This is a genomic window from Streptomyces montanus (assembly GCF_005786655.1).
Taxonomy (GTDB): domain Bacteria; phylum Actinomycetota; class Actinomycetes; order Streptomycetales; family Streptomycetaceae; genus Streptomyces; species Streptomyces sporangiiformans.
Genome location: NZ_VBZC01000018.1, coordinates 104,363 through 119,835, shown reverse-complemented (window position 1 = coordinate 119,835; position 15,473 = coordinate 104,363). Strand labels below are relative to the sequence as shown.

The following is a 15,473-nucleotide window of genomic DNA, read 5'->3' as shown; positions in this document are numbered from 1 at the left end:
CCGATCAACGACACTCACGCGAAAAGGTCACACCTTCGACCCACGTACCCACATACGACGCCGAGAGGTCGGGGCCCTTCGGCCAACGACCGGCCGCGCCTTGCACTTAGTTCAAGAAATCTCTTGCACTTAGTTCAAACGATGCTCTACCTTGGAGTTGCACTTAGTTCAGGTCGCACTACGGCCTCAACTTGAACTAAGTGCAACGAGTCCCAAGTCCGAAGTCCGGAGCCGGCGCCGAAGTGGCACCGCCAGGGGAGGAGAACCCGACCATGAACGCCTTCATTGCCGCACTGCAGCTGCTCGTCGCCACAGCCTTCTTGAGCATCCCGCTGGTACGCCACCGCTACGGACCCACCGCGATGGCGGGCGCGGAGGCGGAGCTGGAGCGCCAGGGCGTACGGACCACCGTCCTGACCGAGAACGGGATGCGGTTCGACGCCGGCGGCCACGAGACGGCGATCCCCGCCTCGGTCGCCGCGGTCATGGCGGCCGTGGCCGCGCTCAACCTCTGGGGCGGCCCGTGGGCCGAGACCCTGACCTGGGTCTTCCAGTCCATCGTCCTCGTCGGCAACTGCCTCATCCTGCATAGCCAGTTGACCGCCGTGAAGTCCGTTCAGTCCGCCTTCGCACGCAAGGGCGACCCGATGCTCGCGCGCATCGACGTCCCGGCCCTCCTCAAGGCGGCCGAGAACGGCTTCCCCTCCTGGGTGTGGGCCCTCCAGAACGTCCGGCACGTGGTGGTGTTCGGCGCCTCGATCCTCGCCCTGGCCGCGATGCCCCTCGCCTGACGCGCAGCTCAGCCCGACTGACCCCCCGCCCACGGTGGGGCCAGCCATACCCCGAGTTCGGGGGCGTACTTCCTCGTGCCGGTGAGCGGGCCACGGCATCGTTCAACTCAGTCGATCCAGAGGCCCACAGCCTCCATCCGGAAGGAAAACTCCCATGAAGTCGCTGCTCTCGTCGAAGCCGGGAAAGGCGCGCGAGACACGGCGCACGGAGCGGATGGACATCGCCCTGGACGGGACGAATCTGGACGGGACCACCCTGGACGGCGTACGCCAGCCCCCGGCCGCGGCCGCCCTCGGCCCGCTTGCCTCCTTCGCCCGGTTCGTACTCTGCGGCGGCGGCGTCGGGTTCGCCTCCAGCGCCGCCGTGGCACTGCTGGCCACGCTGCTGCCCTGGGTGGTGGCGAACGCACTGATCACTGTCGCCTCCACCCTCCTCTGCACGGAGCTCCACGCACGCTTCACCTTCGGCGCCGGCGGGCGTGCCGGATGGCGCCGCCACCTCCAGTCCGCCGGGTCGGCCTCGGCCGCCTACGCGGTGACCTGTGCCGCGATGCTCGTCCTGCACGTGGCACAGCCGTCGGCAGGCGTGCTCTGCGAGCAGATCGTCTACCTCAGCGCCTCCGCGCTCGCCGGCCTCGGGCGTTTCCTGGTGCTGCGCCTGTTCGTCTTCGCCGTCGGCCGGAACGCCGTCGGCCGGAACGCCGTCGGCCGGAACGGGACCACGGCGCGGGCGAAGAGCCCGGCGCCGGTTCAGAACACCGTGCTGACGGTGCAATCGGCGCTGCCGCTGCCGCTGCCGCTGCCGGTGCCGGTGCAGTCGGTCAGTGGGACGGCAGACGGCCATTCGTCGCACAGGCCGAACAACGCGACCTCGCGCAGGGCCATCAGGTGCACGGCGAGGGCGGCGCGCGTGGCGAGCACGTCGCCCCAGCCCATGGGCTCCTCGACCTGCTTGAGCGGAAACAAGCGGCAGAGTAACTCGCCAACACACGGACGACAGCGGGCCGTTTCAGGCCTCGCCCCGTGCCGAGCAGCTGGTTCCCGGCGACCGCGGCCGGCGGCTGGGCCGCACCAGCGGAAAACGCCCGTACGTGAGTGTGCGGTGCCGCCCGCCTATTCCGACTCCTGAAGGTAGAAGCGGGGACCGATGACGGCGACGACCAGGGCCACCGCCATGACGGCCAGGGGCACGCCGTAGAACAGCAGGACGTACATGATCAGTTACCTCCAGGGACCGGGACCGGAACCGGGACCGGGGCCGGACCTCAGACCGGGACCGGAACCGTGACCGGGGCCGGAACCGAGGCCGACACCGGCCACGTTCGCGGACGCCGTACGCGCGAACTCGGCCTCGGCCTCGGCTTGGGCGTGAAGCCGATAAGCCCGCGGGTCGAGGACGTAGGCGAGGGCGTAGACGACGATGTTGACGGCCACACCGGCGATCAGCGCGGTGATACCGAACGGCTCATGCAGCTCCCACCGCCAGATCGCCATGGCGCCGCCACCCGCCACGATCGCCGCCGTCCCCGCGATGCGGCTGCGGAAGCCCCACACCACGCCGAGGATCAGCGGGGCGACGACGGTGGGCGCCCACAGGTTGTAGGCGAGGAGCAGCGCGTCGATGATCGACGGTGCCGAGAGAGCGAAGAACGCCGCTGCGACTCCCACCACCACCGTGACCAGCCGCTGCACCACCAGCAACAGCCGCTCGCCGGCGCCGCGATGGAGGAAGGAGACGTAGATGTCCTTGGCGAAGGAGACCGCCGTGGCGTTGAGGTACGAGTCCGCCGTCGACATGATCACGGCGAACAGGGCGGCCAGGACGAGCCCGCTCATACCTACGGGCAGCAGCTCGGAGACGACCGTGGGCAGGGCCTGGTCGGGTTCGATGTCCGGGTACACGACGCGCGCCACGAGACCGATAGACGCGGTGACGAAGTAGAAGCCGACGGAGAAGACCCCGGCCAGCAGAAAGCCGTTCCGGGAGGCCAACGGGTCCTTGGCGGCGAAGGCACGCTGGGCGTACGGCTGTACCAGGGTCTCACCGAGCAGGAACGAGGCGAAGACCCCGATGAAGGCCAGCGGAGTCCAACTCCCCAGCAACGACGTATGGCTGGCGGGGACGCTCGCCATCAGCGCCTCGGGGCCGCCCGCATGGGACACCTCGAAGAGCAGAATGACGGGCAGAAAGATGCTGAAGATCACGAACTGGGCGACGTTGGTCTTCACGACCGACCACATGCCGCCGAAGGTGGCGTACAGCAGCACGAATCCCACCCCGACGACGACGCCGATCAGCTTCGACGTGCCCAGCAGCAGATGGAAGACCGTGCCGACGGCGAGCACTTGAGCGCCGAGAATTCCGGCGCAGACGGTGACGGAGAGCAGACCGGTCAACAGCCGGGCGGCGGGCCCGTAGTGAGCCTCCATCACGTCGCCGACCGTGTGTGCTCCTTGGTAGTGGCGCAGACGCGGTGCCACGAACTGACCGACGAGCACCGTCTGGAGGGAGAAGGCACAGATCGCGAACAGGAAGACATAGCCATCGCTGAAGGTGCTGCTCGCGGTGCCCATGACGGCCCCGCCCCCGATGAAGGACGCGGCGAGGCTTGCGAAGACCACCCCACCGCTGATCCTGCGGCCGGCGACGGCGAAGTCATCGGCGCTGTCCCGGTTGACCGACTGCATGCCAATCGCGATGAGGAAGTAGAAGTAGATGCTGATGAACAGCCAGTCGAGCCAGTTCAGGGACGCCACTGTGCCGCACTCCTCGCAGTGCAATGCCTTGTGAGGGGGGAGCCCAGATCGTATGGCTGAGACCAGACGCGTGTCCCTGTACGCAGTGCAAGAACATCGGCGTCCGTCATCGTGCAATGCGTACAGTCGGGTCGCGCGTCGCGTACGGCGAACGGCATGCAGAACGTGAGGGAGCAGGGGGAGCGCGTGGCCAGGGTCGTGGAGCTGTTGTCCTACCCCATCAAGGGATGCGCCGGAGTCTCGACGCACGACGCGGTGCTGACCTCCGCAGGTCTCGCCCACGACCGGAGTTTCATGGTCACCAGTGAGGACGGTGTGTACCGCACCCAGCGGCGCTACCCGCGGCTGGCTCTGATCCACCCCGGGCTCAGCGCCGACGGCGAACGGCTCACCCTCCGGGCTCCCGGCCGCCCGTACACGCCGGAGATCGACATCGACGTCGATACGCTGGGCCCTCGCCGCGACGTGGACCTGTTCGGAGCGCCGTTCACGGGAATCGACCAGGGTGACGAGGCCGCCGCATGGCTGTCGGAGGTCCTCGGCGAGCCGAGCCGCCTCGTGCGGGTACCGCCCGAGCACGACCGCATCACCGACGGTCGCACCCCCGGCACTTCCGGGTACGCCGACAGCTCCGCCGTCCATGTCCTGTCACGGTCCACGCTGGACCTGCTGAACGAACGGCTGAGCGAGCGCGGCGCCCCCGCCCTCCCCATGGACCGCTTCCGCCCGAACATCGTCATCGGCGGCTGGGACGCCCCCCACACCGAGGACCGCGCTCGCCGGATCACCATCGCCGATACGGAACTCGGCTATACCAAGCTAGCCATCCGCTGCGTCGTCACCACGGTCGACCAGCAGGCCGGCACCAAAGCGGGCCCCGAACCCCTCCGCACCCTCGCCACCTACCGCCGAGCCGCCGAGGGCGGCCTGGCCTTCGGCACGAAGTACGCGGTGCTCCGCACGGGCAAGCTCTCCGTGGGCGACGAGGTGCACGTCACGGTGTGGGGCGAGCCGGAGTTGTAGCCCGGCAGAGGGCTGTCCTCCGCGATCGGACAGCCCCAGCAAGGTGTGGTCTGGTCGCAGGTCACAACGCCGCGACCTCAAGCACGAGCTTGCCCGTGGTCGTGCCCGACTCAATGCGACGGTGGGCTTCGACGGCCTGCTCCAGCGGCAGAGTCTCGACCTGCACCCGCAGATCCCCCGTCGCCGCGGCCGCCACCGCGCGGCGCAGCGCCTGACCTGTGGCCTTGGGAAAAGCGGCGGCGAAGGCGGCCAGGTTGAAGCCGGAGACGGACTTGTTGGTGAACCACAGTTCGTTGGCCGGGACCCCGATGTCCTCGGCACCTGAGGCGTTGCCCATCACCACCAGCCGTCCCATCGGGGCCAGCCGGTCCAGGCTGGCCCGGCGGGCCGGACCGCCGACCATGTCGACCACGACATCGAACTCGCCGGCATCGGCGATCTGGTCCCGCAGGATCACCTCGTCGTAGCCGAAGCGCTTGGCGGTCTCGATCTTGTTTGCCCTGCCGACGGTGCCGACCACGCGGCCCGCGCCCAGCAGGTGGGCGGCCTGGCCGAGCTGGCTTCCCACGCCGCCGGCCGCCGCATGGACCAGAACGCTCTCTCCGGGCTCGATCCGGGCCACCCGGTCGAGTACGAGGAACGCGGTGGTGCTGTTGGACGGCAGCGCCGCGGCGACATCCATCCCGATACCGAAGCCGCCCAGCGGCGCGACCAGGTCCGAGGAAGTGACCGCCACCTCGGCGTAGCCACCACTGCCGACGATCGTGAGCGCGGCCACGGGCTGCCCGACGGTCAGGTCCTCGACGCCCTCGCCCACGGCTCGGATCCGCCCCGTCACCTCGATGCCGGGCACGAAGGGAAGCGGCACGTCGACCACGCCGCGCCGGTAGAGAACCTCGGCGAAGTTGGCACCCGCGTACGCCACGTCGATGGCGACCTGGCCCGGCCCGGGTTCGGGGATCGGCATGGTGGCGGCGCGGAGCACCTCGGCTTCGCCGAACTCGGGGATGGTCACTGCCTTCATCTGCGTGCTGCTGTTGTCCATGTCAGCGATCCTGCGGGCACGGCGGCGCAGCGGGCAGTGCCCCCTCATCCTGGGTGTGGCACCACCAGGCTGTGCTGCCGCATCAGCGTCTCCAAACGCTGCTGGGTCTCGGTGCCGGGACGCGGGTTGTGCAGGATCAGGTGGTGCCCGGGGTGCTCGGGCAGCGGCAGCAGCGTGGCATCGAAAATCATCATCCCCGCCTCGGGGTGATCGACCGCCTTCACCGCGCTGGTGTGCTCGGCCACATCGTGAAGCACCCACAGCTCGGCGAACTCGGGGCTGACCGCGGCCAGATCAGAGGCGATACGGCCGAACTCCGGATCGTCCGGGTAGCGCGCGGCATCGGCTCGGAAGGCAGCGGCCACATCGGGTGCGGTCTCGGCCCAGTGCCGGTGCAGCACCCGGTAGCGGACGTTGGTGAAGAAGGCGACCAGGCAGTTGTGGTCGCTCTCGCGGTAGCCGAACACCACGCGTGCCGCGTCGTTGACGGCGGTGAAATTCCAGTGGCGGTCGCGAATATAGCCGGGCCGCGGCGACCAGGCATCCAGCAGCCGTCGCACCTCGGGCGAGGCTGCCACCGAAGGTGCGGAGGGGGCCTGCGGCGGATTGAGTCCGGCCAGGCGGTACAGATGGGCGCGCTCGGCGGAGTCCAACAGCAGCACCCGGGCGATCGCGTCGAGGACCTGCTCGGACACCTTGATGTCGCGCCCCTGCTCCAGCCACGTGTACCAGGACACTCCGACGCCTGCCAGCACGGCTACCTCCTCGCGCCGCAGGCCCGGTGTGCGCCGCCGTCCGCCGTCCGGCATGCCGACATCGGCCGGCGAGACTCGGGCTCGACGGCTGCGCAGAAACTCCCGCAACTCGGTGCGGCGGTCATCGCGGGAGAGGGGCGAATGAGCGCTGGCCATGCAGCCAACCTTAAGCCGCCCCCGTGTCTCAACCCTGACTTCCAAGGGGTACACAGCGGTTGCGACCACAGACACGGAATCAGTCTCAACGAACTCCGAGGTCTCAAGCCCTGGTTCAGAGAATGCGCCTTCCCCACCTGCCGCTCCGGCGTGCCCGGCCGACCACCCGCGCCCCACCCACCGGCCCCAAGCCGCTGAGCCGGCCCGGCGTGCAGGCGAGACGCGACCGCGCAACGCATGCCCCGGCCCACAACCTTCCACCCCACCCGAGCGCACACCCACCCCGGGTCCCCACGGGCTCTTTCCAACGAGTGACGCCCATCACAACAGGGGTGTGTCATACAGGCTCACGACCCCACACGTGTGTCAGGCGCAAGGTCCCGTCAGGGACACCACGAGCACTGACTCGGAGCGATTCGTGACCGTGAAAACCATCGTGGCCGCCGGTGCCGCGACGTCCGCGGCAGCACTGTCCATGGTCGCCATGGCGCCGAGCGCCACGGCGGCAGAGGCGTCCCCGGACGCCGCCGCCAACGTCCTCGACTGCACGACCTACACGCCCGACGGCCGGACGGGCACCGCGAACTGCACGAACAACACCAACCGCACCATCGCCTTCCGCTCGACCGTCGTCTGCGGCATGGGGCTGGACGCGACCGGCGCCTGGTTGACACTCCCCCCGGGAACGTGGGGCACCTCCTCGGGCATCTGCCCGGAACTCAGCACGGGCGTGGGCAGCGTGAACTGGGAGGAGGGCTGAACATCATGAGCCTGAAGAAGACACTGGCCGCCGGTGTGGCCACGTCCGGCGCTCGGCCCTGTCGATGATCGAGTCGGCGCCGAGCGCGGGCGCGGCGCAGGCGTCGCCGGACGCCGCCGCCCAGGAGCTGACGGGTCTCACCAGTGCCGAGGGCCTGACCGGCACCGTCGGCTGCCGGAACAACACCAACCGCACGATCGCCTTCCGCGCCGTGGTGACCTGCGGCTGGTCCAGGAACGAGTACGGGGAGTGGAAAACGCTCACCCCCGGCGCAACGGACACCTCCAAAGCCACCTGCGCGTATTGGAGCTCGGGTGTCGGCAGCGTGACCTGGGAAGAGACCTGACGCGCCGACCATCCGCCGCCTGCAGACGACGTTCCACACCGTTGATGGAATACGAGGACGAGGACAGCCTCGGCTGGGTCGGCTCGATCAGGACCGACAACCCCCACACCAGCCCAGTCCACGACCCAAACAGCACTGAGCCCTTACCAACCTGCTGACGGGGCAGGCGGTTTGAGGGCTGACCAAACTCAACGACGACGGAGCTCCTGGTAACCGGGTTCTCAACCAAGACCACCCACGCTCACCAGGAGCTTCGCGTGCTTATCCGGGCAGTGTCGGCAACCCGGGATCGAGTCCAGTGGCTCCGGGAAACGTTTCATGTCTACGGCGACAAGCTCGTATCGGTGGAACTCGTGTCCGCACAGGTAAGGATCACCTAGCCCTCAGAGATCGCGCTGTACCTGAAGGCGTTCGAACGGCTGAGAGGCATGGCCGTCTACGGAGCAGACCTCGGGCCTTGATCCTTAAGGCGATCGAGGCCTTGCGGTGACTGTGCGGCGCCGTCAGCAATCTGTCGGCTCGCCGCGGCGCAACGCGGCGACACCCGCCAAGAAGTCGGCCCATGACGCCGCCGACACCGTGAGGTGGTGGTGCCCTGGCCGCTTGGAGTCTCGTACGAGCACCCCAGATGGGATGAAGGCAGCCTCTACGCACTCAGTCGTGTTACCACCGCTGTACGACGACTTGAACCAGACGGGCTCGGAGACGGACTGAAGACCGACGGACATTCACAGCTCCTTGCGGGCGCGGTGGATCAGGGCGGAGGAGGCCTCCATGTCCAACGCTTGTGCGCGGAGGTACTCGAACGCAAGTCTGTATCGATCCAGTTCCTCGTCCTTCTCCAGGAAGAGGGAGCCTGTGTGGAAATCGACATACACCACGTCGAGGGCCGGTTCGGTGCCGCCGATGATGACGAAGCTGCCAAGTGCGGCGGCGTGAGCTCCCTTGGAGAAGGGCAGAACCTGAAGCGTGGTGTGGGGAGACTCGTTCGCTTCGAGCAGTCGGTCGAGCTGTTCCTTCATTGCTTGCGGTGACCCGACGACGCGGCGGATCACGGACTCATCGAGGATCGCCCACAATCGCGGCGGCTTGGGACGGGTGAGGATCTCCTGTCGTTTCATACGGATGTCGACGAGCCGCTCGATCTCAGTCGGTTCCAGGGGCACTTCGTTGGCCTTCTGCAGCGCAGTGCTGTAGGCGCGTGTCTGCAGTAGGCCAGGGACGTAGACACTCGCAGTCGGCGCACCGCTGGTCCTCGCCGCCGAACAGATGCTGGGCGGCACCGCTCGGGCGCTGACCAACGGCCGTAAAGGCTTCGACGCAGACACCGTCACCGCGCTGGAAGAGGTGACAGCCTTCTTCACGAAGGCCGACGCCGGCGTCATCGAGTGCCTGCTGAGCCGCCTCGGCGCCCCGCTCGGCCTCGCCCTCGTCGAAGAGCGCGGCGGCCAGGCCGTGTCACACGCGTGCTCTCGGCCCGCCTGGAGGACGACTACGCTGTTGAGGTAATCCTCGACCTGCCCAAACTCATCCAGGATCGTAGATGGGTATCCAGGGGTTTGGTCTTTGGTAGTTCAAAGGTCCGCAGAATCTCGTACTCAAGTTTTGCTCCCACCGAGGCGCGCTCGCCTGGGTGGACCTCGGAGGACAGCAGGTCGAAACGGTCCTGTGCGGCACTTGGGTAGAGTCCCGTGACCAAGCCGCCGCACGCGGTATCGCCCTCCGGCCCGGGGAGTGGATTGCGCTGCGCGAAGGCGCTGAAGCAACCGGTGCAGGAGCGAAGCACAGTTTGGCTGAGACGGATGCAAAGAGTGGTTTTCCAAGTGTCTGACTCTGAGGCGTGGACCCGGCCCGCAGGGTCATGGGCGTCCTCTGCGGCGAGGCGCCGCAACATGCAAGCCATCCGTAGCCGAGACACCGCGCCTGAACGGTTGATTAGGCGGCTAGTCCACGCTCAGGGGCTGCGCTACCGGGTAGCAGCCAGGCCAATACCCGACCTTCGCCGTACAGCCGACATGGTCTTCCGTCCGGCACAGGTCGCTGTCTTCATTGACGGCTGTTACTGGCACGGCTGCCCGGAACACTACGTGCCGCCGAAAACGAACCCCGGCTACTGGTCGGACAAGGTGGCCCGCAACATGGCCCGCGACCGGGACACTGACCAGCGTCTAGCTGAAGCTGGCTGGACGGTGCTCCGCTTCTGGGAGCACCAGCCGTCAGCAGAGTGCGTAGAGCAGATCGTGTCTGAAGTCAGGAAACGCAAAGGTCAGTTGGCTTGAGCCGACGACTAATTTGCCCACCGACGCCGCTGGCCAGGTCGTTGAGATGGGCAAACACGGCACGTCGAAGACGACCGGTACCGCCTCGGTCTCCGGGGGAGGCGACGGGCAGAACCCGCAGCCACAGACGCAGGACGACAACACCACCGACTACGAGTCGGACTGACCGATGGCCTCCACCGTCCTGGTCGTCACCGCGCTGGCAGACGTCACCGCGGACTGGGTCATCACGGCACTGAACGAGCGTGAGGTGCCTGTCGTACGCGTCGATCCCGCCGATATCGGGCCCACACTGACCTTTGCGGCGCGCATCGGCCCCGACAGCCCCGTATGGGACGGGCGGCTTCGTACGGCGAGCCGGGAGGTGGCGGCGGTCTACTACCGTCGCCCCACCCCTTATGCCGCGCGGTACCGGCATCTGCCTTCGCAGCAGCGGGACTTCGCAGCCGCAGAGGCCAGACACGGGCTCGGCGGCGTCCTGAACAATCTGCATGGCGCCACCTACGTGAATCACCCGGCCGCTGTGACCCGCGCGGATTTCAAGCCTGCGCAGCTCCAACGCTTTGTGGAACTCGGGCTTGCCATCCCGCCGACCCTGGTTACCAACGACGCGGAAGCCGCGCGGAAGTTCTCCGCCGACTACAACCACGTGATCTACAAGACGTTTCGGGGTCTTCCCCGCTGCGAGGACGGGCACACCGGAGCGATCTGGGCTCAGCGTGTCGATCCGGAGTGCTTCGACGACGCACTCACGGTGACCGCACACCTTTTCCAGGCTGAGATCCCAAAGACCGGCGACGTGCGGGTCACCGTGGTCGGCCGTCAGGTCTTCGCCCAGCGGATCGCCGCTCCGGACGGTGCGCTGGACTGGCGACGGGGTAACTGGGACGACCTGATCCACACTCCCATCGCCGTCCCGGCCTCCATCAAAGCCGCGCTGCACGCCTATTTAGCCTCGTTCGGGCTGGTCTTCGGTTGCTTCGACTTCGCGCTGACCGGAGAGGGGGATGCTCAAGGGCATTGGACGGCCATCGAGTGCAATCCCAACGGACAGTGGGGCTGGCTTCCGGACGCGCCGGCTATCACGACGGCGTTCGCCGACATCCTGAGTAGGAAGGAGGCGGCAGGCCATGATGATGCCCGCCGACCTTGAGACCGACGCCGCGCGGCTGCGCGATGAGATGGCGAGAGCCCTCGCTGAGGACGGCAGTCTCGGTGATCCGGCCTGGCGGGCAGCCGTGGAGACGGTGCCTAGGCACCGGTTTGTGCCCGGCTTCTTCCTGCCAGCCGACGAGCGCAACGCGCAGGGACTGACGGTGTGGGAGCCGGTCACCAGTGAGCTCGACTATGGCCGCTGGCTGGCCGCTGCTTACTCCGACACCACACTCATCACACAGTTCGACGGCGACGAGCCTGACTGGAAGAACCCGGCTGTGCGGCACGGTGGGGCACCGACCTCGTCGTCCACACTGCCGTCGCTCGTCGTACGGATGTGGCGGGATGCGGATGTGCAGGAAGGGCACACGGTGCTGGAGATCGGCACTGGGACCGGTTACTCCACCGCGCTCGCCTGCGCGCGTCTCGGCTCCGCCGACGTCACCAGCATCGAGGTTGATCCTCACCGGCTCGAACAGGCGGCGAACGAGCTGTACGGCTGCGGCTACACGCCCACCCTTGCGGTGGCCGACGGGCTGTACGGATACTGGCCCGAAGCGCGGTTCGACCGGATCGTGGCTGCCTGCTCATTCCGCGCCGTGCCCCAGGCTCTGCTCGCGCAGACCCGATCCGGTGGCAAGATCTTGCTCACGCTCAGCGGCTGGCTGTACGGGTACGCCCGAGTTCTGCTGACGGTCAGCGAGGACGGCACGGCCGAAGGGCAACTGCTTCCCGGCACGGTGTCGTTCATGACTGCACGCACGCACGCGGCCCCTGCCTTCGGTAACCCCGCACACTGGGCTGCGGGCTTGCCGGACAAGCCTCGCGCGGCCCGATACAGCCCCGAGCGGATCACCGCCGCCACCGAGGAGGCGTTCCACCTCCGATTCCTCGCTCAAAGCGCTCTGCCTCACGTGCAGATGGTGACCGTGGGCGGGGCGGTGCATCTGGTCGACGTGGTCACTGGCTCCGCTGCCACCCTCACCCTGCACAACGGCACCTGGGACGTGCGCGAGGGCGGTCCAGTGAAGCTTTGGACGCGGGTCGAGCGCCTCCTCGATGCCTACGACGCAGCCGACCGGCCAGGGGCGGAGACCTTCACCTTGCACGTTGACGACGGCGGTCAGTACCTGCGGCAGCCGGAGCTGCCCAGTCTGCCGCTGCCCAGGCCCTGACGGCCCGTACGCCTGTGTCGAACGAGTCCCCAATGGGCAGGGAGACAACGCGCGAGCGTCGGCCGGCTGTGGGGTGCCGTGCCCCGAGCCTGACCTGATCGGCGACCACGGGAGGCCCCGCACCATGACGATCCCCACCCCGCTCGCCTGGGCCGCCGAGGCGCTCGCCTTCGTTCTGGAAGTGGCGGCGCTCGTGGCCCTGGCCTGGTGGGGGTTCACTCAGCCCGTCTCCCGGACGGCGTGCGTAGCCCTGGGCCTCGGCACACCGGCGCTCGCCGCCGTGATCTGGGGTGCCTTTGCCGCGCCCGGGGCCTCGTTCAGCCTGCCCCTGGTGGGGGTGCTCGCGGTCAAGGCGTTGGTCTTCGGTGCGGCGGTCGTGGCCCTGGCGGCGATCGGCCATCGTGGCCTCGCCCTGGGGTTCGGGGGCGTCGTGGTCCTCGACACGTTGGTGGTCACGCTGCTGCGGGCTGCTGAGTGAGTGCCCTCACCATGCGTCGTCTGTAGCAGTCGGCCGTACGGGATGGGGGGCTAGTCACCCCTGGTTCTTCCGTGCGTCGGCAAGTTTGTCCAGCTCGCGCATTGCCTCGGCGTGGGCGCTCATCCGGCGGCTCAGGCTGCCGCTCGTGAAGAGCGCCACGCCGGCGACCGATACCGGCACGGACAGCCCGAGCACGGCCAGAGCCTCGGGCCAATCACGTTCGTTCTGACACCAATCCCCCGTTTGCAGACCATCGTTGGCCGTACCACGCTCGGTGAGCAACCGTGATGCGCACTCCTGGGGGTAGCGGTCGTCGGGCTCCTCGTCGACCTCGTACGGCGTGAGCAGCAACAGGAAACACCAGGTCCACAGGAGCGCCGCGAGGGACAACAGGCCGATGCCCCAGGTGCGTATTCGACTGGCCCGGTCGCGAAAGTCGAGGTCGAACTCACGTGAGCGCATGGCGGACGAATCTAGCAGCGCTGTTCACATGCCCAACGAGTGCCGAGCGAGGCTTGGCCGTTCTCGAGCTCCTCCGCCTCAGGAGGCCTCCCCGTGGCACTCCTCGTACGTCCGGCCCGACCCGCACCAGCACGCCGTCCCCCGCTCGGGCGGCCACGGGACCGCTCGGCCGCGGGCCGCGAGGGTGGTCGCGTACTGGGGGAGCAGGGTCGCGTCCTCGGGTGACGCGAGCTCCGATGCCGCGAAGGCCTCGTACGACGGGACCGTGCCCGGGACTATGCCCAGGTTGCCCGTGCCGGAGGCCGCGAGCTCTCGCAGTGAGGCTTCTATCGTCGCCAGGTGCTGCTCGTGGGACGGGTACTCCGATTCCAGGGAGGGGTACGCGGCGACGAGTTCGGTCAGTTCGTCGGCCGGCCAGTGCAGGACCGCCACCGGGAAGGGGCGGGAGAGGGCCTCGCGGGCCGTCGTCAGTTCCGACTGGAGGCGGGCGATCTCCGCCTGGAGTTCCGCCGGATTGTCGGAGCCCAGGGCCCACACCCGCTTGGGGTCGTGGAGCTCGTCGAGGGACACCGGGGCCTTGTGGAGGGTGTCCGCGCGGGTGTCCCAGGCGTCGTGCGGCATGCCCAGCATGCGGCGGACCCGGTGGCGGCCGAAGAGCAGGGGGTGTGTGGCGTACGGGGGGTCCGTCACGTCCGTCAGCAGGAGGGTCGTGCCCTGCGTGAACGTTTCTTGCGCGGCCTCCAACTCGTCGTGGGCCTCCAGTGCCTCCGCCACGATCACCCAGGGGGCCGGGTCGCGGGGAGCAGAGGCGCGGACGCCGTCGATGATCGCGCGGGCCTCCGCCTCGTGGCCGTACTCCCAGAGGTTGGCCGCCTTCAGGGCACGTACCAGGAGCGGGTTCTCCAGGGAGGAGGGGGTGGCGAGCAGGCGGTCGTAGAGCGACGAGGCACGGGGGCGGTCGTCGGCCAGTTCCAGGTGGGCCGCGGCCTGCAACAGCAGGTGTTCGGCGTCTTCGGGGTAGAGGCCGGCGGTCCGCTCCAGGCGTGCTGCTTCGGCGTTGTGGTCGACGTGTTCGGCAGACGTGTCGGGGCGCATGGGTGACACCGTACTGCCGTTCCCTTCCCGGAGTGAGGGCGACTCAGGGCGACGGCTGCCCCGGCCAGAGGCCGCGTACCGCACGGCTGCGTACTGCCGGCCACGCATGGGCCTGGTGAGTTGTGGGGGCAGCCCTTATCGTGCGCCCGCGGGGCTGGGCCAGGGGCCGGGCCAGGGGCTGGGTCAGGGGCCGAGCCGGGGGCCGGGCCAGGCCGGTCGAGCCCGAGCGAGAGACCGGGCCGGGAGGCCTTCGACGGCGGCAGGAGGCGTACGCATGCGGGTTCCCGTCACCAGTCAGCGGATCCGGCGGCGGCGTGCTCGTTACGCGCGCGTCCTCTGGACCGGTGCCGAAGTCCTCGTCACCCTCGGCCTCGTCCTCCTGCTCCTCGTCGTCCATCAGCTCTGGTGGACCAACCGGCAGGCGCAGGAGGGGGCCGAAAGGAAGGTCCAGGCCCTGGAGAGGGAGTGGGAGGGGGAGGGGGACGGCGGTAGCAGCGGCCCCACCGATTCCGGCGGCGGCTCCGGAGGTGCCGACGGCTCATCCCGCCGGGCCCAGAGCTCCGGCCCCGACCCCGCCATCGCTTCCGCCCCCGCCACCCGACCACGCTGGGACCAGGCCTACGCCATCCTCACCATCCCCCGTCTCGGGCTCCGCGTCCCCGTCGCGGAGGGGATCAGCAAGCCGAACGTTCTCAACAAGGGGTACGTCGGCCACTACCCGGACACCGCCCAGCCGGGCCGCGCCGGCAACGTCGCGCTCGCCGGACACCGGAACGCCCACGGCGAACCCTTCCGCCACATCGACCGGCTTCGGAGGGGCGACCGGCTCAAGGTCGAGACCAGGACGGCCACTTACACGTACGTCGTCGACGGGACGCTCGCGCAGACCTCATCCCGGGACGGCGGGGTGATCCGCGACATACCCCGCAGTGCCGTCCACCCGCGGTACGGCTACACCGACCCCGGCTACTACATCACCCTCACCACCTGCACTCCGGAGTACACCTCCAAGTACCGCCTGGTGGTGTGGGGGAAGCTGGCGTCCATGCGGCCTCGTTAGGGTCGCCACCGTCTTCGCCCTCTTCATGGTCGCGACCGTCGCTCTCGGGCTGCTCGCGCGGACGCACTGGCGTAAGCGGCCGGACAGGATGTGCACAGGTCGAGCGGCCGGCTGGGGATGTAGGCAGGTTCGCCGG

16 protein-coding genes and 3 pseudogenes are annotated in these 15,473 nt (G+C 68.6%); 12 read left to right on the top strand and 7 right to left on the bottom strand.

Annotated elements, in window-relative coordinates; translation table 11 throughout:
* The first annotated feature begins 272 nt into the window (after window positions 1–272).
* Window positions 273–791 (top strand): hypothetical protein, encoded by a 519-nt coding sequence (locus FE633_RS18460; protein ID WP_138046261.1) that lies wholly within the window; start codon window positions 273–275, stop codon window positions 789–791.
* Window positions 792–1,005: 214 nt separating this feature from the next.
* Window positions 1,006–1,468, top strand: a pseudogene (locus tag FE633_RS18455) (hypothetical protein); the annotation flags it as partial.
* A 544-nt stretch (window positions 1,469–2,012) separates the two neighbouring features.
* On the opposite strand, the gene FE633_RS18450 reads toward FE633_RS18455, so the two are convergent.
* Window positions 2,013–3,548 carry a sodium:solute symporter family protein gene (locus FE633_RS18450; protein WP_138046260.1) on the bottom strand — a complete coding sequence of 512 codons (1,536 nt, stop codon included), beginning with the start codon at window positions 3,546–3,548 and terminating at the stop codon, window positions 2,013–2,015.
* A 156-nt stretch (window positions 3,549–3,704) separates the two neighbouring features.
* Between FE633_RS18450 and FE633_RS18445 the strand changes: the two genes are divergently transcribed.
* Complete coding sequence (locus tag FE633_RS18445; RefSeq protein WP_212747237.1) at window positions 3,705–4,571, top strand: MOSC domain-containing protein; 867 nt, start codon at window positions 3,705–3,707, stop codon at window positions 4,569–4,571.
* Window positions 4,572–4,632: 61 nt separating this feature from the next.
* Here FE633_RS18445 and FE633_RS18440 read toward each other — a convergent pair whose 3' ends face one another.
* Together FE633_RS18440 and FE633_RS18435 are read right to left on the bottom strand one after the other, a co-directional pair.
* A complete protein-coding gene (locus tag FE633_RS18440) occupies window positions 4,633–5,616 on the bottom strand; it encodes a quinone oxidoreductase family protein (protein WP_138046259.1) in 984 nt (327 codons plus the stop codon).
* Between the two features lie 44 nt (window positions 5,617–5,660).
* Window positions 5,661–6,527, bottom strand: coding sequence for a helix-turn-helix transcriptional regulator (locus FE633_RS18435; RefSeq protein WP_138046258.1), 867 nt, complete (start codon window positions 6,525–6,527; stop codon window positions 5,661–5,663).
* Window positions 6,528–6,945: 418 nt separating this feature from the next.
* Here FE633_RS18435 and FE633_RS18430 point away from each other — a divergent pair, with 418 nt between their 5' ends.
* The 3 genes and pseudogenes from FE633_RS18430 to FE633_RS48435 all read left to right on the top strand — a co-directional run.
* Window positions 6,946–7,287, top strand: coding sequence for a hypothetical protein (locus tag FE633_RS18430; protein WP_246113689.1), 342 nt, complete (start codon window positions 6,946–6,948; stop codon window positions 7,285–7,287).
* 64 nt (window positions 7,288–7,351) lie between these two features.
* Window positions 7,352–7,633: a hypothetical protein gene (locus tag FE633_RS18425; protein WP_138046257.1), complete on the top strand. Its 282-nt coding sequence runs from the start codon at window positions 7,352–7,354 to the stop codon at window positions 7,631–7,633.
* Window positions 7,634–7,917: 284 nt separating this feature from the next.
* A pseudogene (locus FE633_RS48435) lies at window positions 7,918–8,123 on the top strand (transcriptional regulator); the annotation flags it as partial.
* Window positions 8,124–8,136: 13 nt separating this feature from the next.
* On the opposite strand, the gene FE633_RS18415 reads toward FE633_RS48435, so the two are convergent.
* Together FE633_RS18415 and FE633_RS18410 are read right to left on the bottom strand one after the other, a co-directional pair.
* Window positions 8,137–8,361, bottom strand: a complete 225-nt coding sequence (locus FE633_RS18415; protein WP_138046256.1) for a DUF397 domain-containing protein — start codon at window positions 8,359–8,361, stop codon at window positions 8,137–8,139.
* Complete coding sequence (locus tag FE633_RS18410) at window positions 8,362–9,018, bottom strand: DUF5753 domain-containing protein (protein WP_246113688.1); 657 nt, start codon at window positions 9,016–9,018, stop codon at window positions 8,362–8,364.
* A gap of 417 nt (window positions 9,019–9,435) precedes the next feature.
* Here FE633_RS18410 and FE633_RS18400 point away from each other — a divergent pair, with 417 nt between their 5' ends.
* The 5 genes and pseudogenes from FE633_RS18400 (at window position 9,436) to FE633_RS18380 (ending at window position 12,720) form a co-directional block, all read left to right on the top strand.
* The gene (locus FE633_RS18400; RefSeq protein WP_138046297.1) at window positions 9,436–9,912 is read left to right on the top strand and encodes a very short patch repair endonuclease; all 477 of its coding nucleotides are present in this window, start codon (window positions 9,436–9,438) and stop codon (window positions 9,910–9,912) included.
* Window positions 9,913–9,931: 19 nt separating this feature from the next.
* Window positions 9,932–10,078 (top strand): annotated as a pseudogene (locus tag FE633_RS18395) (putative ATP-grasp-modified RiPP); the annotation flags it as partial.
* Between the two features lie 3 nt (window positions 10,079–10,081).
* Window positions 10,082–11,065 (top strand): ATP-grasp ribosomal peptide maturase, encoded by a 984-nt coding sequence (gene tgmB / locus FE633_RS18390; protein WP_138046255.1) that lies wholly within the window; start codon window positions 10,082–10,084, stop codon window positions 11,063–11,065.
* Window positions 11,043–12,242, top strand: coding sequence for an ATP-grasp peptide maturase system methyltransferase (gene tgmC / locus FE633_RS18385; RefSeq protein ID WP_138046254.1), 1,200 nt, complete (start codon window positions 11,043–11,045; stop codon window positions 12,240–12,242). The genes tgmB and tgmC overlap by 23 nt, the downstream gene beginning before the upstream one ends.
* Window positions 12,243–12,366: 124 nt before the next feature.
* Window positions 12,367–12,720, top strand: coding sequence for a YrdB family protein (locus FE633_RS18380; RefSeq protein WP_138046253.1), 354 nt, complete (start codon window positions 12,367–12,369; stop codon window positions 12,718–12,720).
* A 54-nt stretch (window positions 12,721–12,774) separates the two neighbouring features.
* Here FE633_RS18380 and FE633_RS18375 read toward each other — a convergent pair whose 3' ends face one another.
* Together FE633_RS18375 and FE633_RS18370 are read right to left on the bottom strand one after the other, a co-directional pair.
* Window positions 12,775–13,182: a hypothetical protein gene (locus FE633_RS18375; RefSeq protein ID WP_138046252.1), complete on the bottom strand. Its 408-nt coding sequence runs from the start codon at window positions 13,180–13,182 to the stop codon at window positions 12,775–12,777.
* A gap of 78 nt (window positions 13,183–13,260) precedes the next feature.
* A complete protein-coding gene (locus FE633_RS18370) occupies window positions 13,261–14,277 on the bottom strand; it encodes an SEC-C domain-containing protein (protein ID WP_138046251.1) in 1,017 nt (338 codons plus the stop codon).
* A gap of 274 nt (window positions 14,278–14,551) precedes the next feature.
* Here FE633_RS18370 and FE633_RS18365 point away from each other — a divergent pair, with 274 nt between their 5' ends.
* On the top strand, window positions 14,552–15,337 hold the full coding sequence (locus FE633_RS18365) for a class E sortase (protein WP_138046250.1): 786 nt from the start codon (window positions 14,552–14,554) through the stop codon (window positions 15,335–15,337).
* Window positions 15,338–15,473 lie beyond the last annotated feature (136 nt).